The sequence below is a fragment of the Kitasatospora sp. NBC_01246 genome (assembly GCF_036226505.1).
GTDB lineage: Bacteria > Actinomycetota > Actinomycetes > Streptomycetales > Streptomycetaceae > Kitasatospora.
Genome location: NZ_CP108484.1, coordinates 5,325,882 through 5,344,627, shown reverse-complemented (window position 1 = coordinate 5,344,627; position 18,746 = coordinate 5,325,882). Strand labels below are relative to the sequence as shown.

General features: G+C 74.8%; 17 protein-coding genes and 1 pseudogene. 13 read left to right on the top strand and 5 right to left on the bottom strand.

Going from position 1 to position 18,746, the window contains the following annotated elements; all coding sequences use genetic code 11:
* Positions 1–218: 218 nt before the first annotated feature.
* Complete coding sequence (locus OG618_RS23345; RefSeq protein WP_329489489.1) at positions 219–1,847, bottom strand: DUF3492 domain-containing protein; 1,629 nt, start codon at positions 1,845–1,847, stop codon at positions 219–221.
* A gap of 366 nt (positions 1,848–2,213) precedes the next feature.
* Positions 2,214–3,137, bottom strand: a complete 924-nt coding sequence (locus tag OG618_RS23340; protein ID WP_329489488.1) for an alpha/beta fold hydrolase — start codon at positions 3,135–3,137, stop codon at positions 2,214–2,216.
* Between the two features lie 206 nt (positions 3,138–3,343).
* On the opposite strand from OG618_RS23340, the gene OG618_RS23335 reads away from it, so the two are divergent.
* The 3 genes from OG618_RS23335 to OG618_RS23325 all read left to right on the top strand — a co-directional run bounded on the left by OG618_RS23335 (position 3,344) and on the right by OG618_RS23325 (position 4,808).
* On the top strand, positions 3,344–4,006 hold the full coding sequence (locus OG618_RS23335; RefSeq protein ID WP_329489487.1) for a TetR/AcrR family transcriptional regulator: 663 nt from the start codon (positions 3,344–3,346) through the stop codon (positions 4,004–4,006).
* A 131-nt stretch (positions 4,007–4,137) separates the two neighbouring features.
* Positions 4,138–4,365: a DUF3107 domain-containing protein gene (locus OG618_RS23330; protein ID WP_329489486.1), complete on the top strand. Its 228-nt coding sequence runs from the start codon at positions 4,138–4,140 to the stop codon at positions 4,363–4,365.
* 125 nt (positions 4,366–4,490) lie between these two features.
* A complete protein-coding gene (locus tag OG618_RS23325; RefSeq protein ID WP_329489485.1) occupies positions 4,491–4,808 on the top strand; it encodes a hypothetical protein in 318 nt (105 codons plus the stop codon).
* Between the two features lie 24 nt (positions 4,809–4,832).
* Here the strand turns inward: OG618_RS23325 and OG618_RS23320 are convergent, their stop codons facing one another.
* Complete coding sequence (locus tag OG618_RS23320; RefSeq protein WP_329489484.1) at positions 4,833–5,561, bottom strand: ferritin-like fold-containing protein; 729 nt, start codon at positions 5,559–5,561, stop codon at positions 4,833–4,835.
* Positions 5,562–6,276: 715 nt separating this feature from the next.
* Between OG618_RS23320 and OG618_RS23315 the strand changes: the two are divergent.
* The 5 genes and pseudogenes from OG618_RS23315 to OG618_RS23295 all read left to right on the top strand — a co-directional run.
* Positions 6,277–8,031: pseudogene (locus tag OG618_RS23315) on the top strand (DEAD/DEAH box helicase); the annotation flags it as partial.
* A gap of 147 nt (positions 8,032–8,178) precedes the next feature.
* Positions 8,179–9,066, top strand: coding sequence for an alpha/beta fold hydrolase (locus OG618_RS23310; protein WP_329489483.1), 888 nt, complete (start codon positions 8,179–8,181; stop codon positions 9,064–9,066).
* A 334-nt stretch (positions 9,067–9,400) separates the two neighbouring features.
* Positions 9,401–9,547 carry a hypothetical protein gene (locus tag OG618_RS23305; RefSeq protein WP_329489482.1) on the top strand — a complete coding sequence of 49 codons (147 nt, stop codon included), beginning with the start codon at positions 9,401–9,403 and terminating at the stop codon, positions 9,545–9,547.
* 316 nt (positions 9,548–9,863) lie between these two features.
* The gene (locus OG618_RS23300) at positions 9,864–10,502 is read left to right on the top strand and encodes a DUF6758 family protein (RefSeq protein ID WP_329489481.1); all 639 of its coding nucleotides are present in this window, start codon (positions 9,864–9,866) and stop codon (positions 10,500–10,502) included.
* A 63-nt stretch (positions 10,503–10,565) separates the two neighbouring features.
* Positions 10,566–11,426: a PHP domain-containing protein gene (locus OG618_RS23295; RefSeq protein ID WP_329489480.1), complete on the top strand. Its 861-nt coding sequence runs from the start codon at positions 10,566–10,568 to the stop codon at positions 11,424–11,426.
* A 111-nt stretch (positions 11,427–11,537) separates the two neighbouring features.
* Here OG618_RS23295 and OG618_RS23290 read toward each other — a convergent pair whose 3' ends face one another.
* Entirely contained in the window at positions 11,538–12,185 is a 648-nt protein-coding gene (locus tag OG618_RS23290; RefSeq protein ID WP_329489479.1) for a suppressor of fused domain protein, read from the bottom strand.
* Between the two features lie 454 nt (positions 12,186–12,639).
* On the opposite strand from OG618_RS23290, the gene corA reads away from it, so the two are divergent.
* Positions 12,640–13,764, top strand: a complete 1,125-nt coding sequence (corA, locus tag OG618_RS23285) for a magnesium/cobalt transporter CorA (protein ID WP_329489478.1) — start codon at positions 12,640–12,642, stop codon at positions 13,762–13,764.
* A 7-nt stretch (positions 13,765–13,771) separates the two neighbouring features.
* Here corA and OG618_RS23280 read toward each other — a convergent pair whose 3' ends face one another.
* Positions 13,772–14,701, bottom strand: a complete 930-nt coding sequence (locus OG618_RS23280) for a DMT family transporter (RefSeq protein WP_396488350.1) — start codon at positions 14,699–14,701, stop codon at positions 13,772–13,774.
* A gap of 124 nt (positions 14,702–14,825) precedes the next feature.
* Between OG618_RS23280 and OG618_RS23275 the strand changes: the two genes are divergently transcribed.
* The 4 genes from OG618_RS23275 to OG618_RS23260 all read left to right on the top strand — a co-directional run bounded on the left by OG618_RS23275 (position 14,826) and on the right by OG618_RS23260 (position 18,690).
* Positions 14,826–15,386, top strand: coding sequence for a hypothetical protein (locus OG618_RS23275; RefSeq protein ID WP_329489477.1), 561 nt, complete (start codon positions 14,826–14,828; stop codon positions 15,384–15,386).
* 157 nt (positions 15,387–15,543) lie between these two features.
* Positions 15,544–16,830 carry a magnesium transporter MgtE N-terminal domain-containing protein gene (locus tag OG618_RS23270; protein WP_329489476.1) on the top strand — a complete coding sequence of 429 codons (1,287 nt, stop codon included), beginning with the start codon at positions 15,544–15,546 and terminating at the stop codon, positions 16,828–16,830.
* A 49-nt stretch (positions 16,831–16,879) separates the two neighbouring features.
* Positions 16,880–17,473 carry a DUF1003 domain-containing protein gene (locus tag OG618_RS23265; RefSeq protein WP_442906950.1) on the top strand — a complete coding sequence of 198 codons (594 nt, stop codon included), beginning with the start codon at positions 16,880–16,882 and terminating at the stop codon, positions 17,471–17,473.
* A 56-nt stretch (positions 17,474–17,529) separates the two neighbouring features.
* On the top strand, positions 17,530–18,690 hold the full coding sequence (locus OG618_RS23260) for an Mrp/NBP35 family ATP-binding protein (RefSeq protein WP_329489475.1): 1,161 nt from the start codon (positions 17,530–17,532) through the stop codon (positions 18,688–18,690).
* The last annotated feature ends 56 nt before the right edge of the window (positions 18,691–18,746 follow it).

Below are 18,746 nucleotides of genomic sequence, written 5' to 3'. Positions count from 1 at the left end.
GTACAGCTCGTCGGCGAGCGAGAACAGATCGGCGTGCCGGCAGCGCGCGGCCGTCTCCGGCCCGCAGCCCGCCTCCTCCAGCCCGGCGGCGATCTCCAGCGGATCGACGGCCCGCTCGCAGAGCTCCCGGTGCTCCGCCATCACCTCCCGGACCGGATCGCCGAAGACTCCGGGCCCCGTGGCCGGGCCGCTGCCGGCGACCGGCGCGCCGCCGGCCATCAGAGGGCCTCCGCGAGTGCGCCGGGCCGCTCGGACGCCTCGCCCGCGCCCTCGTCCACGCCCTCGCCCTGCCCCTCGCCGACCGGCTGCCCGGTGCCGGCGCCGTCCCGGCGGTCGGCCAGCCAGTACTCGGCGGGCCGGGCGAACGGACGGGGCCGCTCGGCGGCCGCACCACCGGACCGGGCCGCCGGGAAGGCCGGCCACTGCGAGACCAGCTCCAGGTAGATCTCCCGGAACGCGCCGATCACCGGTTCCACGGCGAAGCGTTCCTGCGCCCGCAACCGGCCCGCCAGCCCCAGCCGGGCCCGCCGCTCCGGGTCGCGCAGCAGGGCCAGACAGGCGCCCGCCAGTGCCCGCGGGTCGCGCGGCGGGACGAGCAGTCCGGTCGGGCCCACCACCTCCCGGGCCACCCCGACGTCCGTCGAGACCACCGCCCGGCCGCTCAGCATCGCGTCGGCCAGCAGCCGGGGGCCGCGCTGCGAGAGCGCCGAGAAGACCACCACCGTGCCGCTCTCCCAGGCCGCCGCCACCGAGTCGGGCCGCCCGACGAACTCCACCGCCCCGGCCACCCCCAGCCGGTCGGCCACCGCCTCGCAGTGCGCCCGGTAGCCCGGGACGGCCTCCTCGCCGTGGACCACCAGCCGGGCCGCGGGCAGCTCGGCGCGGACCCGCGCGAAGGCGTGCAGCATCAGCTCGGTGTCCCGGCCCGGCTCCAGCGCGCCCGCCCAGGCCAGCGTCGGCGCGGCCGGCTCCGGGCCGGCCGCGGCCCGGGCCACCGCCGGAGTGCCCTCGTGGACCACCCTGGTCCGCGCCGGGTCGGCGCCGCAGCGGCGCTGCCACCGCTGGTCGTGGGCGCTGCCGGGGGTCAGTATCGCGGCCTGCCGGTACGTCTCCTCGGTGAGCGAGCGGAAGAAGGAGAGCAGCAGGGCCCGGACCGGCCAGCGGTAGGGCGCCTCGCGGTAGCCGAGGTACTGCTCGCGCAGGTGCAGCCCGTGCTCGGTGACCACGAACGGCACCCCGTGGAGCCGCTTGGCCACCAGCGCCGGCAGCGCCGCCGGACCGCCGCCGACCACGTGGCAGAGGTCGGCCGAGCCGAGGCCGCCCGGCCCGGCGCCGTACCAGGGGGCCGAGAGCGGGCGCAGGCACTGCTCCAGCAGGTCCGCCGCGACCAGCACGTCACGGACCAGCGGCTGCCCGGCCGTGGTGTCGGCGCCGGGCGAGCGCCAGACCCGCTCCAGGGTGCGCCGGGCGGCGGCGGAGGCCAGGAACGCGGACAGGCCGCCGTCCTCCCGGGCGAGCGCCGCCAGCCGGTACAGCCCCGTCCCGAACGAGGCCCGCTCGCCCGGCATCACCAGGGCCCGGACCAGTTCCTCGTACGCCCGGGCGTACTGGCGTCCGCGCAGCGCGCCGGGCAGCCGGCCAGCCGGGCGGCGCCCCCACAGTGCCAGCTCGTGCACCCCTAGCCAGCGCCCCCGCGGGCTCTCGGCGATGCCCGAACCGGCCGCGCCGGCCAGGACGAACAGCTCGAAGTCGTGCTCGGCGAGACCCTCCACCAGCCGGGCGCACCAGCCGCCGACGCCGTGTCCGGGGTGCGGACGGGCACCCTCGGTGAGCAGTGCAACGCGCACGGGAGACCTCCAGAACAGAACGGGACGACGGATGGCTGGAGCGGCTCGATCGGCACCCGGGCGCCCCGTGCGGGCACGGGTGCGGCCCGGGCGGAGGAGTCCGGTCGGCCGGAAGCACCGCGGCCCGGGCCGGCGGTCGCACCACCGGCTCCCTGCGTGCGGCCGCCCTCCGGCTCCTCCGGCGGCCGCCACTCCCCCACACCTGTTCGGTCCGACAGCAGAAAGGTAGGACCGGGCCCCGGCCCTCCATCGGTCACATGCCTGGTTGCCACCTGAACGAGTGAACCGGCGTGACCTCGCCCCGGAGCGGGGCGTTACCGCCCGTCCGTCCCCACGCCCCCCGCCGGGGCCGCTCCGCACCGCCGCTCAGCCCCGCGTCAACAGTTCCCGCACCGCCCGGGCCACCCGCTCCGGGTGCTCCATCATCGCCACGTGGCCGGAGTCCGGCAGCACCAGCAGCCGGGCGTCCCCGAACGCCGCGCAGGCCCGCCGCGCCGAGCGGTACGAGACCAGCTTGTCGCGCAGCCCGTACACCAGCAGCGTGGGCGCCGTGACCCGCTCCGCCTGCCGCCAGAGCGCCTGCTCGCCCCGCTCGGTGTACGCCGAGACGATCCCGCGGGCCGAGCCGGTCAGCGCCCGCATCGCGTGCGGCACCGCGGTCCGCCGCCGGTACTCGGCCACCGCCTCGGCCCGGGCCGCCGGCGAGAGGCTCCGCGGATCCCCGTAGACCAGCCGCAGCAGGCCCTCGGTGGCGTCCTCCGGGCTGCGGCCGTTCGACGGCAGCCGGCCCAGCAGGGCGGGCAGGCCGGGCACCGCGAGCAGCCCGGTCGGCCAGGCGGTGCGCTGCGGCGGCAGCTCGGGCAGCGCGGGCGAGATCAGCGTCAGGCTGCGCACCAGATCGGGCCGGAGCGCGGCGAGCCGGACGGCGACGGCGCCGCCGAGCGAGTTCCCGAAGAGGTGCACCGGGCCGCGGCCGGTCGTCTCCAGGTAGCCGGTCACCGCGCGCACGTGCCCGGACACGGAGAGGTCGCCGTCGGCGGGCGGCGCCGAGTGCCCGAAGCCGGGCAGGTCCACCGCCTCCCCGTCGACGAGGCCGGCCAGCCGGTCCATCAGCGCCGTCCAGTTGGCCGCCGAGCCGCCGAGTCCGTGCACGAAGAGTGCCTGCTCCCGGCCGTCGGCGGCCCCGCCGCCGGGCCGGTGCACCGCCAGTTCCGCACCGGCGGCGCCGACCGTCCGGACCCCCGCGGGATCCCCCGCCTCCGTACGTACCCGCTGCTCGGCGCCGCTCATGGTGGACGATGGTAGTGAGCCGCGGGTGCACCGGGGCCGTCCCAGCTCTTGTCGCACCACTGCCGTCGCCGGTGGTCAGCGCCGTATTGTGGGCTCCTGACAAGGGGGCTCGGTGCTTTTCTCACGCTCGCCAAGCGCGAACGCGGTTACCGAAAAGTAGAATCGGTCATCTTGCCAGCCCCGAAACCCGTGAAGTGAGGAGCGCCGTGACGGCCATCCAGGAGGCGCAGGAGCGCCCGCGCGGTGCCCGCCTGCCGCGAAGCGCCCGCCGTGAACAACTGCTCGGTGCCGCCCAGGAGGTGTTTGTCGCGCAGGGCTACCACGCGGCCGCCATGGACGACATCGCCGACCGCGCCGGGGTCAGCAAGCCGGTGCTGTACCAGCACTTCCCCGGGAAGCTGGAGCTCTACCTGGCGCTGCTGGACAAGCACTGCGACGCCCTGGTCGACTCGACCCGCGAGGCGCTCGCGGCGACCACCGACAACAAGCACCGGGTGGCCGCGACGATGGAGGCGTACTTCAACTACGTCTCCAGCGAGTCCGGTGCCTTCCGGCTGGTCTTCGAGTCGGACCTGACCAACGAGCCGGCCGTCCGCGAGCGGGTGGAGCGGGCCTCGGACGCCAGCGCGACCCTGGTCAGCAAGGTCATCCAGGAGGACACCGACCTCCCCGAGGCCGAGTCCAAGCTGCTCGCCGCCGGCGTCTGCGGCCTGGCCCAGATCACCGCCCGCTACTGGCTCTCCCAGGGCCTGGAGATCCCCCGCGACGAAGCCGTCCGGCTGGTCGCCAGCCTGGCCTGGCGCGGTCTGAAGGGCTTCCCGATGCACCCCGCCGCCGAGGCCGCCGAGGCGCAGGCCGCCGACCAGTGATCCGCCGACCTTCGCCAGGGCACTGATCCGGTGCTCTATGGTGAAGCCGTACGGCGCGATCACCACGAACGCTTGTCCCAGGCGGTCCGGTGACCGCGCGTGGCTGGCTGCAACCCGGAGGGACGGAAGTCGTGGAGGTCAAGATCGGCGTGCAGAACGCGCCGCGCGAGATCGTGATCGAGAGCTCGCAGACCGCCGATGAGGTCGAGAGCGCGATCGCCAAGGCGCTGGAGGGCCCCTCGAAGCTCTTCGCGCTGACCGACGAGCACGGCCGCCGCGTCATCGTCCCGGCCGAGCGCCTGGCGTACGTGGAGATCGGCGAGCAGGCCGCCCGCAAGGTCGGGTTCGGCACGCTCTGAGCTGCTTCGTGGTGCCCCGTTCCCCGCCCGGGGAACGGGGCACCACTGCGTGTACGGCCGGGTGGACCGGGGTACGGCGACAAGTGCGGCCGTCCGGAGCCGCCCACCGCACCGGGGAGGCACCCTTGCTGGTCGAGTCGATCGCCTTCGCCCTCGTCGGCCTGATCGTCGGGGCCACCGCGCTGCTGGCCCTGCCGGCGTACTTCCCGGCCGGCCGGGGGCTGACGCTCGGGACGGCGCTGGTGTCGGCCCTGCTCAGCGGGGTGATCACGCACTTCACGCTGGACGGCCGGGTCCCGGCGGCCAGCATCGGCATCGCGGCGGTCGCCTCGGCACTGCTCACCTCGGTGCTGGCCCGGCCCGACCTCGCGGCCGGGCGCCAGCCCGCCCACCGGCACCGCCCGCACCGGGCGGGCGCGCACCGCCGGCAGCGGCACGCCTGAGCCCCGCCGGCCCGGCCGGGCAGCTCAGGAGGCGAGCCCCAGCGCGGCCATCCGCTTGGTGTGCGCTTCGGTGATCCGGTTGAACATCTTGCCGACCTCGACCAGGTCGAAGCCCTGCACCTGGACGCCGCCGACCAGTAGGTTGGAGAGCGCGTCGCGCTCGGCGACCACCCGCTGGGCCTGGCTCAGCGCCTCGCCCATCAGCCGCCGGCCCCAGAGCGCCAGCCGGCCGCCCGAGCGCGGGTCGGCCTCGATGGCCTGCCGCACCTTGTCGACCGCGAACTGGGCGTGCCCGGTGTCCGACATCACGCCGAGGACCAGGTCCCGGGTGTCGTCGTCGAGCCGCACGGCCACCTCGCGGTAGAAGTCCGTCGCGATCGCGTCGCCGACGTAGGCCTTGACCAGGCCCTCCAGCCAGTCCGAGGGCGCCGTCATCCGGTGGAACAGCTCCAGCGGCTCGACGAACGGCCGCATCGCCTCCTGCGGGTCCGCGCCGACCTCCGCGAGCCGGTCGTGCAGCCGCTGGTAGTGCTGGAACTCGGCGGAGGCCATCCGGGCCAGCTCGGCCTTGTCGGCGAGGCCCGGCGCGAGCTTGGCGTCCTCGGCGAGCCGCTCGAAGGCGCTCAGCTCGCCGTACGCGAGGGCGCCGAGCAGGTCCAGCACGGCCGCCCGGTAGCCCGGATCGGCCGAGCAGCTCGCCCAGTCCCCGATCGAGCCGGCCGTGTCGTCCTGCGTCTCACCATGGGTCTCCATGACCTGCCACCTTAGTCCGGCGCGGCCCCCCGCACACGCGCGGTGGCCCCCGGCACCCGCTCCGCGACCGGTGCGCGGGGAGCCCGGCGCGGAGCCGGCGCGACGGTCCGGTGCGGGCGATGTCAGACGCGTCACGTGTTCGAGTCGTCGCGTGACTGTATGGTGGTAGTGAGGTCCGTAGTGCTCGCACGGTGTCACCGCCGTCTCGGTGCGCCGGGCAAGCCCGCTTCGTAGCGGCACCGTCCGGCAGGACGTGCCCGCACCGGAAGCCGGGCACTCACGTACGCGGATGCCCGGTCGGAGAGCCGATCGGCTCCGACCATGGCTTGGACTTCAAGCCTTGGCACCGCATCAGTGGCCGAGCGAGGGCCGCCGAGACCGCGCCGCACGGCGCAAGGTCCCGCGCAGGTCCCTCAAGGGAATCCTCCCCGACGCCGCCGTGACCGCGCCCCTCACCGGGCCCCGCGGACCGGCCGGCCGCAGGGACCGGCGCGGTTGTGCGTCCACGCAGCTGTACCAGGGCCGTCCAGGCCCGTACGCAGCAGCGCGGCTGCCCGCCCGCCGCTCGTTCTCGGCCCCTCCACACGGAAGAGGCAGCACCCTGTCCACCAACGCTGAACCCGTCAAGACCACCTTCCGGGACCTGGGGATCCTCCCGGAGACCGCCGAGGCCCTGGAGGCCGTCGGCATCATCCACCCCTTCCCCATCCAGGAGATGACCCTCCCGGTCGCGCTGACCGGCCACGACGTCATCGGCCAGGCCAAGACCGGCACCGGCAAGACCCTCGGTTTCGGCCTCCCGCTGATCGAGCGGGTCGTCGTCCGGGCCGACGTCGACGCCGGCCGGGGCACCGAGGAGCAGCTCCACGAGGCCCCGCAGGCGCTGATCGTCGTCCCGACCCGCGAGCTCTGCACCCAGGTCACCAACGACCTGCAGACCGCCGGCAAGGTCCGCAACGTGCGCGTGCTCGCCGTCTACGGCGGCCGGGCCTACGAGCCGCAGGTCGAGGCGCTCAAGAAGGGCGTCGACATCGTGGTCGGCACCCCGGGCCGCCTGCTGGACCTGGCCGGGCAGAAGAAGCTGGACCTCTCGCGGGTCCGCTCGCTCGTCCTGGACGAGGCCGACGAGATGCTCGACCTGGGCTTCCTGCCCGACGTCGAGAAGATCCTGACCATGCTGCCGGCCAAGCGGCAGACGCTGCTGTTCTCGGCCACCATGCCGGGCCAGGTCATCAGCCTCGCCCGCCGGTACATGAACCAGCCGACCCACATCCGCGCCGCCGCGCCGGACGACACGGGCACCACCGTGGCCAACACCGAGCAGCACATCTTCCGTGCGCACTCGCTGGACAAGGTCGAGCTCGTCTCGCGCATCCTGCAGGCCGACGGCCGCGGGCTGGCGATGATCTTCTGCCGCACCAAGCGCACCGCGGCCGACGTCGCGGACCAGCTGACCCAGCGCGGCTTCGCGGCCGGCGCCGTCCACGGCGACCTCGGCCAGGGCGCCCGCGAGCAGGCCCTGCGGGCCTTCCGCAACGGCAAGGTCGACGTCCTGGTCTGCACCGACGTCGCGGCCCGCGGCATCGACGTCGAGGGCGTGACGCACGTCGTCAACTACCAGTGCCCCGAGGACGAGAAGACCTACCTGCACCGGATCGGCCGGACCGGCCGCGCCGGCGCCTCCGGCACCGCCGTCACCCTGGTCGACTGGGACGACATCCCGCGCTGGCAGCTGATCAACAAGGCGCTGGACCTGTCGTTCAACGCGCCGGAGGAGACCTACTCCACCTCGCCGCACCTGTTCGAGCTGCTGAAGATCGCCAAGGGCACCACCGGTGTGCTGCCGCGTTCGGAGCGGACCCGGGCCGGGCTGGGCGCCGAGGAGGTCGAGGACCTCGGCGAGACCGGCGGTCGCGGGGCCCGCTCGGCGCCCGGTCGCGCCCCCAAGGGCGGCCGGACCGGTGGCGGCCGGGGCGCCGCCCCCGCCGCCGAGGCGGCCGAGGAGAAGCCCGCCCGCCGGGCCCGCGAGCGCCGTCGCACCCGCGGCGGTTCCACGGTCGAGGGTGACGCCGTGCTCGACGCGACCACCGAGGCCGTCGCCGCGGTCGACGCCCCGGCGGCTCCGGCCGTCGAGGGCGCCGAGGGCGAGGGCGCGGCCCCGCGCCGCCGCCGTCGCCGTCCCCGCGCCGCCGCCGGCGAGACCGCCGTCGACGCGGTGACCGAGGCGCCCGCCGCGGTCGCCGAGGCCGCCGCTCCGGCCGCCGCCGTGCAGACCGCGGAGAAGTCCGAGGGGAAGCCGGCCGTGAAGCGGACCCGTTCGCGGGCCAAGGCGACGACGGCCGAGCCGGTCGCCGAGGCCGCCGCGGCCCCCGAGGCCGGCGCGGACGCCCCGGCCGAGGCCGCGGCCCCGCGTCGTCGGGCCCGTACCCGCCGCCCGGCGGCTGCCGCTCCCGAGGCGGCCCCGGAGAGCTGATCCGGTCACGCACCAAGCGCAGGGGGCGACCCCGTCCGGCCACCGGGCGGCGTCGCCCCCTGCGGCGTTTCCACCCGGCTACGCTCGGCGTCACCGGCGCCAGTCGCCCCGCCGCACCGCACCCGCGCACGCAGGAGATCGCCCATGAGCACGCCGCCGTTCCTCACCCTCCCCCGCTGCGCGCGCGCCCTGCGGGTGCCGACGGCGCGCGGGGAGTTCGCCGCGCTGCGGGCGGAGCCGGCCGGTGCGGTCCGCGGGACGGCCCTGCTCGTGCCCGGGTTCACCGGCAGCAAGGAGGACTTCATCGCGCTCCTGGAGCCGCTCGCCGCGGCCGGCTACCGGGTGACCGCGGTCGACCAGCGCGGCCAGTACGAGAGCGGCGGCCCCGACGATCCGGCCGCCTACGCGGTCGACGCCCTGGGGGCGGACGTCCGGGCGCTCTCCGAGGTGCTCGCCGAGGGCGACGCGCCGCTCCACCTGCTCGGCCACTCCTTCGGCGGCCAGGTGGCCCGGGAGGCCGTCCTGGCGGCGGCCGCCGACGGTCCGCTGCCGTGGAGTTCACTGACTTTGATGTCCACCGGGCCCGCCTCGATCGAGCCCGCCGAGGCGGAGCGGACCAAGCTGCTGATCGGCGTGCTGCCGTCGATGAGCCTGGAGGAGATCTGGCAGGTGCTCCAGCAGATGGAGCGGCAGGCGGAGCAGACCGGCGGCGACCGGGCCCGCCGCCCCGCCCCCGAGGTCGCGGAGTTCCTGCACCGCCGCTGGGTGGCCAACGTGCCGCAGGCGCTCGCCACCACCGGCGCCCATCTGATCGCCGCGCCCGACCGGGTGGACGAGCTGGCCGCGACCGCGGCCGCGCTGCCCGCCCTGGTGCTCTCCGGGGTCCGGGACTACGCCTGGCCGGTGCCGGAGCAGACCCGGATGGCCGAGCGGCTGGGCGCCCGCCGCGTGGTGATCGAGGACGCCGGCCACTCCCCCAACGCCGAACGGCCGGAGGCCACGGCCGAGGCCCTGCTGGCCTTCTGGGGCTGAGCCCGGACCACCCCGGGGCGGGGCGCCGGCGCCCCGCCCCGGGAAGTCCCACGACAAAAGTCGTTAGTTGCGGTAATATTTGATTCTGTCCGGGAATCATCGTCGGGGTCGACGCTGGCGACAATCCGCCGAAACCTGGGCTTTACGGACGGGCAACGGCCCGGTAGCAGCACCACGAGACAGTGGTTCACGAGGTACCAGACGCACTTGGCAAGCAGGGGGAGCCCCTTTGCCTCAGCAGACCGTCGACCGTTCGATCCGACAGACCGCGAAAGGGCTGATACCCACTCAGCCACGACCGCCCCGCCCGACGGGGCAAGAGAAGGAGAGGCCCATGCGCTTCGAGATCGTCCGGCTGGACGACGCCCACGGCACCGCCACCGACCGCGTGATCGCCGACGCCGAGACCGTCCGCGAACTCGTCCAGGCCGCCGCCCGCACCGGCGAGCGCCTGCTCATCCGTCCGTGCCCGACCGTCTGACCCAGCGCGGCGCCTCCGACCGGGAGCCCTCACCCGCCGCCGAAGAGCCGGGAGCGTCCGATCCCGACGTTCCGATACCCGACTGACGCCCCGTCACCGCGATCGCCGTTGACGGGGCGTCAGTGCGTCCGGCCCGGCCCACCCGGAGCGGCACCGACGTTTGCCACCGGCCGCCGCTGGACATTCCCTAGCGGGAACCGCCCGCAGCGCGCCCGCCCGGCGCCGAACGGGTGTCCGCACCGACAGGTACCGCCGCGCCCTCCGTACGGGTGATCGTCCTTGACGCGGCGGTCCGGAGGGAGGAGCGTTGTCGGCTATGAGGGGCGAGCCTAGCTGCCCGAGGTGCGCCGGTCGGGTCCGCGCCCCCGGTCTGTTCTCAGACACCTGGCAGTGCGACCGGCACGGAGCGGTGCACCCGATGCAGCCCGTGCTGCCCCCGAGCGTGGAGGCGCTCGGCGTGGCCGTCGCCCGTTCCCAGGTCCCCGTCTGGCTGCCCTGGCCGCTCCCGGTCGGCTGGCTCTACACCGGCATCGCGCACGTCGGCGACGATGTCTCGGGAGCCCGCGCCACCGCGGTCGCCTGCTCCGGACCGGCGCCGCTGGGCGGCTTCGGAGAGCTGGTGCTGGTCGCCGAGGAGCTGGGCGTGGGGCTCGGCGCCCGGTACGCGGGCCTGTCCGGGCCGGACCCGGGCGAGTCCGTCTCGCTCTACAAGCCCGCCGACGCCAAGCTGATGGCGGCCGGGCGGCCCACCCCGATGTTCCACGTCCCGGACGCGCCCGCCGATCGCGCGGTGTTCGTCGGCGAGGCCCGCGGCCTCTGGCTCTGGGCGGTCGCCTGGCCCGAGCAGTCCGCCCTGGTGATGTACGACGAGCTCGTCCTCACGGATCTGCGCGAGGCCGGCGCCGAGCTGGGCCTGCTGCCCTGCGGCGCGCTCTCCCCCCAGCTGCTGGGCTGACGGCCCGCCGGGCGCCCGCACTATCCTGGGCGGCACCCGCCGCCCACCCCAGGAGCCGACCCCGTGCGCATCGACCTGCACGCCCACAGCAACGCGTCCGACGGCACCGACAGCCCGGCCGAGCTGGTCGCGGCGGCCGCCGCCGCGGGCCTGGACGTGGTGGCGCTCACCGACCACGACACGGTGGCCGGCCACGCCGAGGCCGCCGAGGCGGTCCGCGCGCTGCCCTCCGGCACCCGGCTGAGCCTCGTCCCGGGCGCCGAGCTGTCCTGCGCGGTGGACGGCATCAGCCTGCACCTGCTGGCCTACCTCTTCGACCCGGCCGAGCCGGCCTTCGCCGGCGAGCGCGAGCTGGTGCGCACCGACCGGTTCCGCCGCGGGCGGGCCGTCGTCGAGCGCTGCCGCGCGCTGGGCGCCGACATCAGCTGGGAGCAGGTCCAGCGGATCGCCGGGACCGGCTCGGTCGGCCGGCCGCACATCGCCAGCGCGCTGGTCGAGGCGGGGGTGGTGGCCACCGTCTCCGACGCCTTCACCCCGCAATGGCTGGCCAACGGCGGCCGGGCGGACGTCCGCAAGCACGAGACCGACCCGGCCGAGGCCGTCCGGCTGGTCCGCGCGGCGGGCGGGGTGCCGGTCTTCGCCCACCCGGGCGCGGTCAAGCGCGGGCGGACCGTCTCCGACCAGGTGATCGCGGACCTCGCGGCGGCCGGGCTCGCCGCGCTGGAGGTCGACCACATCGACCACGACGAGCCCACCAGGGCCCGGCTGCGCGGACTGGCCGCCGACCTCGGCCTGCTGACCACCGGTTCCAGCGACTACCACGGCAGCCGCAAGAGCGTCCGGCTCGGCGAGCACACCACCGACCCCGGCGTCTACGAGGCGCTGCTGGCCCAGGCCACCGGCGCGAAGCCGATCGAGGGCTGAGCCCACCCGGGCCGGACGCGCGGGCGCGCGGGAGCACACCGCCGGGCCCGGCGGGGGCGCGCGCCCCCGCTGCGGCGGGCGCCGGGCCCTGCGGACCCCGGTGACCGGGCGTCAGTCCAGCGGCACCCCGCGGCGGTCGGCGTCGCGCAGATCGGTGCCGTGCTTCAGCCAGCGCTCCTCCAGCGCGGCCGCGCCGTGCACCCGCTTCCAGCCGGCCTCGTTGGGCGTCATCGGCAGCAGCGGGAGGAAGCGCACCGGGTCGGCCGGCTCGTCGAGCTCCAGGTCGGGCACCAGACCGCCCGGTTCGGCTGCCAGCACCGAAGTGAACGGCGCGCCGTCCCAGAGCGGAGAGCCGAGGTCCAGCGAGCCGCCGGGGGCCAGCACCAGGCCCTCCACCTGCGGCGTCGCGGCGAAGGTGGCCAGGGTGCGGAGCACGGTGTCGCGGGCCCCACGGATCGTCAGCAGCAGTTCGGCGCGGGGGCCGCGGACCTGGTCGGCGACCGGCGCGGTCGGGTCCGCCATCGGCGCGGCGGCCATCCCGAGCGTGGCGTAGCGGACCAGCCCCTCGGCGTCCGGACCGAAGCGCAGCACCTCGATCCGGTCCGCGCCGAGGAAGGTGACCGCGGCGCGGCCGCTCGGCTCGCCGAAGGTGGTCAGCAGCCGGGCCTCGACGGCGGCCAGCACGGCCTCCCGGGAGAGGCCGGCCGGGTCGTGGGAGCCGCCGGAGGGGTCACCGAAGAGCGGGAAGTCGTGCGCCATGCCGGTGAGCGTAACCGGTGCGGCCGCGGAGCCGGCAGGACCACCGGGAGAACGTCGCAGCGACGATGCCCGGTCAGATGTTAGTGTGAGCGACTGGCCACCGGGGATCCTCTCTCCGGGGCAGCGGCGTGAAGGAGGTGGTTGCGGTGGATACCAGCCGACCATGCAGTACCGGCAGCTCTACCCGGCCCGGACGCCTTCCCCGTACCCCTCGCCTCGCAGGCTGAAACAGCGGCACCAGTAGCCGATCGGCAGCCGCGTTCCTCGAGACGGACCCAGGCGAAGTCGGCCCCGGCCGGGAGAGCACCCTCACCGGCGTCCGGTCGTTCCAGCGCGAGCCCCAGCAAGGCCGAGGACCGACCGCAGGCGTCATTCCACCGGTGTTCCATGCCGTCGCACCACGGCCATCCGCCACCGTGCCGCCGTGCGGCGGCTCCTGCCCAGGGAGCCTGCCATGTCGATGATCAACAGCCTGCGCGCAGCCGTCCGCACCAACCGCCGCCGGTCCGCGAGCGGCCTGTTCGACTCGATCCACCCGGGCCAGTCCGCCTCCGCGGTGGTGGACTGCGCGGTGTACCAGTCCGGCAAGCGGCACGGCGAGAGCTGCAGCCCGCGCGAGGCGGCCCGCCGGGTGAAGGCCTCGCAGCAACTGCCGGACGGCGCGGCATCGTTCAGCTGGATCGGACTGCACGAGCCGACCGAGGCCGAGTTCGAGGGCATCGCGCAGCGCTTCGGCCTGCACCCGCTGGCGGTCGAGGACGCCGTCCACGCGCACCAGCGGCCCAAGGTCGAGCGGTACGACGACGTGCTGTTCGCCGTCTTCAAGACGATCCGCTACGTCGAGCACGACCAGCTCACCCCGACCAGCGAGGTGGTCGAGACCGGCGAGCTGATGGTCTTCGCCGGGCGGGACTTCGTCATCACCGTCCGGCACGGCGGGCACAGTTCGCTGCAGGAGCTGCGGCACCGGCTGGAGGCCGACGCGGACGGTTCCGGGCTGCTGGCCAAGGGCCCCTCCGCAGTGCTGCACGCCATCGCCGACCACGTGGTGGACAACTACCTGCTGGTCGCCGACCGGCTCCAGACGGACGTCGACGAGATCGAGTTCGACGTCTTCTCCAACAAGGGCGGCCGGGGCACCGACGTCGGCCGGGTCTACCAGCTCAAGCGCGAGGTCCTCGAGTTCAAGCGCGCGGTGACACCGCTGCTGCGGCCCATGCAGCAGCTCTCCGAGCCGCTCCAGCGGCTGGTCGACCCGGACATCCAGAAGTACTTCCGGGATGTCGCCGACCACCTCGCCCGGGTCACCGAGCAGGTGCACGGCTTCGACGAACTGCTGAACTCGCTGCTCCAGGCCAACCTGGCCCAGGTGTCGGTCGCGCAGAACGAGGACATGCGCAAGATCACCGCCTGGGCGGCGATCTTCGCCGTGCCCACCATGATCACCGGCGTCTACGGCATGAACTTCGACTACATGCCGGAGCTGCACCACGAGTACGGCTACCCGATGGTGCTCGGCAGCGTCGTCCTGATCTGCATCGGGATGTACCGCGGCTTCCGCCGCAACGGCTGGCTGTAGCCGGCCGTCACCGCCGGCCGCCCCGGGCGACCAGGACCAGGCCCAGCAGGATCAGCACCACCGCCGGGTAGGCGGCCACCGGGGGCCACTGGCCGAGCCAGAGCGCCGCGATCAGCGCGGCGCCCGGGGTCTCCAGCAGGATGGCGGTGGAGGTGACGGACGGGCCGAGGGTGCGCACCACCCGGTTGCTGAGCGAGTGGCCGAGCAGCTGGGCGGTGACCATCAGCAGCACGATCTGCCACCAGACGCCGGCCGGCCAGCCGGCCATCGGCGTCCCGGCCACCAGGCAGACCACCAGCAGGACGGCCGCCGTGGTGGCGTAGCAGACCAGGGTGTACGCGGTGGTGCTGACGGTCCGGCGGACCTCGGCCCCCAGCAGCATGTAGCCGGCCGCGGCGAGGCCCGCGCCCAGCGCCAGCGCGTCGCCCAGCAGGGCCCGCGGCGAGAGCGTGAGGTCGACCCCGGTGAGCACCAGCACACCGGCGAACGCCACCGTCATGCCGATCCACACGGCGCGGGGCGCCCGCACCCCGCCGAGGCGCATCAGCAGGATGGTCCAGAGCGGCGTGGTGGTCACCAGCGCGGTCGCCGAGGCCACCGAGGTCATCCGCAGGCTCGGCATCCAGAGCGCGAAGTGCACGGCGAGCAGCGCGCCGGCCGCCGCCGCCAGCAGCAGTGCCCGGCGGCCGATCCCGCGCAGCTCGGCCCGGTGCCGCAGCAGCGCGTACGGACCCAGCACGCCGACCGACATGACGTTGCGCCAGAACGCGATCGCCAGGGCGGGCGCGGCAGTGGCGCTGATCAGCGGCGCGGAGAGCGAGATGCCGGAGACCGAGACGGCGAGCAGCAGCAGGTCCAGCCTGGGGAGCGGGTGCGGCGGCGGCGCGGCGGGGCCGGACACGGTGGCGGGGGCTGCGGTCTCGGGCCGGGTCGGCACGGTGCTCCTCGGGCTCGGGGTGGGAGTCGGGCGGCTCCTAAGGTAAGGCCCGTGTGGCCGTCTTGGAACTGTCGCCCGACCGGTGAGACACCCCGTGGACAGCCCAGGCCGTACGCTGTCCGCCATGGACCGTACGCCCGCCGCAGCCGCCACCGCCGACGACTTCCTCGACCAGGCCCTCCTGGAGGAGGCCGCGAAGAAGTCCGGCCTGCTCTGGGTGCGCGCGGACGGCCAGGAGCACAGCCGCCCGCTCTGGCACGCCTGGCACGACGGCGCGGTGGTCGTGGTCGGTGACGGCGCCGAGCAGCCGCTGCACGGCCTGACCGCCGGGGCCGGCGCGGTGGTGACCGTCCGCAGCAAGGACAAGGGCGGCCGGCTCACCGGCTGGACGGCCCGCGTGGTCGAGCCGGAGCCGCACGGCGAGGCCTGGCTGGGCGCCGTCGAGGAGCTCAAGGGCAAGCGGCTGAACGCGCCCGACACCGACACCATCGCCGACCGCTGGGCCCGCGAGTGCCGGGTGCTCCGGCTGGAGCCGGCCGGCACCGGGCGGGACCTGCTCGCCGAACACCCGGGCGCCATGCCCGACGAGTCCCACGCCACCGCGCCGCTGCCCACCTCGGCCACCACCCGCGAGCCCGTACCGGCCGGCCTCCCGAAGCTGCTGTTCAAGCGCCGCAAGCGCTGAGCCCGCGCCGCGCCGCCGCTCAGCCCTCCCCGGACGGCCGGATCGGCGCCGTGGCTCGTCGGGCCGGGTGCGGGACGCGCGGGTAGCCTGGGGCTGGTCCGACAAGCCGCGGGCCGCGCCCGCGCGCTCCTGGGGCGCCGAGCGAGCGAGGGAGTCCATGGCAGGGGCAGGCAGCCGGGTCTTCATCTCGCACCTCTCCGGCGTCGCCGTCTTCGACCCGAACGGCGACCAGGTCGGCCGGGTGCGCGACGTGGTGGTCACGCTCCGCCTCGGCGGCCGGCCGCCCCGGGTGCTCGGTCTGGTGGTCGAGGTGATCGGCCGGCGCCGGATCTTCCTGCCGATGACCAGGGTGACCAGCCTGGAGTCCGGCCAGGTGCTCACCACCGGCGTGATCAACATGCGCCGTTTCGAACAGCGCCCGTCCGAGACCCTCGTGCTCGGCGAGCTGCTGGACCGCACCGTCAGCTGGACCAAGACCGGTCAGGACGTCACCGTCCTGGACGTCGCGATGGTGCAGACCCGGCTGCGCGAGTGGGAGATCAGCAAGGTCTTCGTCCAGGTCGGCCGGGTCGGCCGGCTGCGCAAGGCCAAGGGCGAGTCGCTCACCCTGGACTGGCAGGACGTCACCGGCTTCAGCCTCACCGAGGAGGGCCAGGGCGCCGCCAACCTGCTCGCCACCTTCGACCAGCTGCGCCCCGCCGACCTCGCCAACGTCATGCACCACCTCTCCGCCAAGCGCCGCGCCGAGGTGGCCGCCGCGCTCGACGACGAGCGGCTCGCGGACGTCCTGGAGGAGCTGCCCGAGGACGACCAGGTCGAGATCATCGGCAAGCTGAAGGACGAGCGCGCCGCCGACGTGCTGGAGGCGATGGACCCGGACGACGCCGCCGACCTGCTCTCCGAGCTGCCCGGCGACGAGGCCGAGCGCCTGCTCCAGCTGATGGAACCGGACGAGGCCGATCCGGTCCGCCGGCTGCTGCGGTACGAGGAGAACACCGCCGGCGGTCTGATGACCACCGAGCCCATCGTGCTGGAGCCGGACGCCACGGTGGCCGAGGCGCTGGCCCGCGTCCGGGTCGCGGACAACAAGCCGGCGCTGGCCGCGCAGATCTTCGTCTGCCGCCCGCCGAACGAGACGCCGACCGGTAAGTACCTGGGCACCGTGCACTTCCAGCGGCTGCTGCGCGAGCCCCCGTACACCCTGGTCGGCTCGCTGGTGGACGACGACCTCGACCCGCTGCCGCCGGACACCCCGCTGTCCCTGATCACCAGCTACCTGGCGACGTACAACATGGTCGCCGCGCCGGTGGTCGACGAGGCGGACCACCTGGTCGGCGCGGTGACCGTCGACGACGTGCTCGACCACCTGCTGCCGGAGGACTGGCGCGAGGCCGCCCTGCACGGACCGGACGACGAGCGAGAGGTGCTGACCGGTGGACGCTGACCGCAAGGGCCGACGGGAGGACACCCCCCGCCAGCGCCTCCAGGGCGAGCTGCGCCAACTGCGCCAGCTGCGCGAACTGCGCGCCCGGGAGGGCGCCCGCGAGCGCCGCGCCGAGCCCTCCACCGGCGTCGCCTCCCGCTCCCGGCTGGACCAGCCGCGGACCACCCGGCCCGGCCTGATCAACCTGCCGACGTACGACCCGGAGGCCTTCGGCAAGCTCTCCGAGCGGATCGCGCGCTTCCTGGGCACCGGGCGGTTCATCGTCTGGATGACCGTCGTCGTGGTCGTCTGGGTGGGCTGGAACACCGTGCTGCCGGACGCCGTCCACTTCGACGACTACCCGTTCATCTTCCTCACCCTGATGCTCTCGCTGCAGGCCTCGTACGCGGCGCCGCTGATCCTGCTGGCGCAGAACCGCCAGGACGACCGGGACCGCGTCAACATGGAGCAGGACCGCGCCCGCAGCGATCGGAACATCGCCGACACCGAGTACCTGACCCGGGAGGTGGCGGCCCTGCGCCAGGGCCTCGGCGAGGTCGCCACCCGGGCTTTCATCGCCTCGGAGCTGGGCGCGGTCCGCTCCGAACTGCAGTCCCTGCTCAAGGAGATCGACGAACGCCGGGAGAGTTCCGGGATGCTGTGACCGGCAGCACGCTACCGACCGGTTAAGCGGTACGCCCGGCGCCGTACCATCAAGGCATGGCCAACGAGACAGAGGTCGCGGCCGGCGTCACGGAGGAGTCCGTACGCCAGGCGCTGGCGACCGTGAACGACCCGGAGATCAACCGTCCGATCACCGAGATCGGCATGGTGAAATCGGTCGAGATCGCCGAGAGCGGCGAGGTCCGCGTCGCGGTCTACCTCACCGTCTCCGGCTGTCCGATGCGTGACACCATCGTCACCCGGGTGCGTGACGCGGTCGGCGCGGTCCCCGGCGTCACCGGCGTCGAGGTCGAGCTCGACGTGATGAGCGACGAGCAGCGCAAGGAGCTCTCCCAGCTGCTGCGCGGCGGCGCCCCGGAGCGCGAGATCCCGTTCGCCAAGCCGGGCACGCTGACCCGGGTCTACGCGGTCGCCTCCGGCAAGGGCGGCGTCGGCAAGTCCTCCGTGACGGTGAACCTCGCGGCCGCGATGGCCGCGGACGGCCTGAAGGTCGCCGTGGTGGACGCCGACATCTACGGCCACAGCGTGCCGCGCATGCTGGGCGTCGAGGGCCGGCCCACCCAGGTCCAGGACATGATCATGCCGCCGCAGGCGAACGGCGTGAAGGTCATCTCGATCGGCATGTTCACCCCCGGCAACGCCCCGGTGGTCTGGCGCGGCCCGATGCTGCACCGCGCGCTCCAGCAGTTCCTGGCCGACGTCTACTGGGGCGACCTCGACGTCCTGCTGCTGGACCTGCCGCCCGGCACCGGCGACATCGCGATCTCGGTCGCGCAGCTGGTCCCGAACGCGGAGATCCTGATCGTCACCACCCCGCAGATGGCCGCCGCCGAGGTGGCCGAGCGGGCCGGCACCATCGCGGTGCAGACGCACCAGAAGATCGTCGGCGTGATCGAGAACATGTCCGGCATGCCCTGCCCGCACTGCGACGAGATGATCGACGTGTTCGGCACCGGCGGCGGCCAGATCGTCGCGGACGCGCTCACCCGGACCGTCGGCGCCAACGTGCCGGTGCTCGGCTCGATCCCGATCGACGTCCGGCTGCGCGAGGGCGGCGACGACGGCCGCCCGGTCGTGCTCGCCGCGCCCGACTCCCCCGCCGGCGCCGCCCTGCGCGCCGTCGCGGGCAAGCTCGGCGGCCGCCAGCGCGGCCTCTCCGGCCTCTCCCTCGGCCTCACCCCGAAGAACAAGTTCTGATCCTCGCGAAGGGCCGGGCGGTTCGCCCGGCCCTTCGCGCTGTCCCGGGGCGGGGC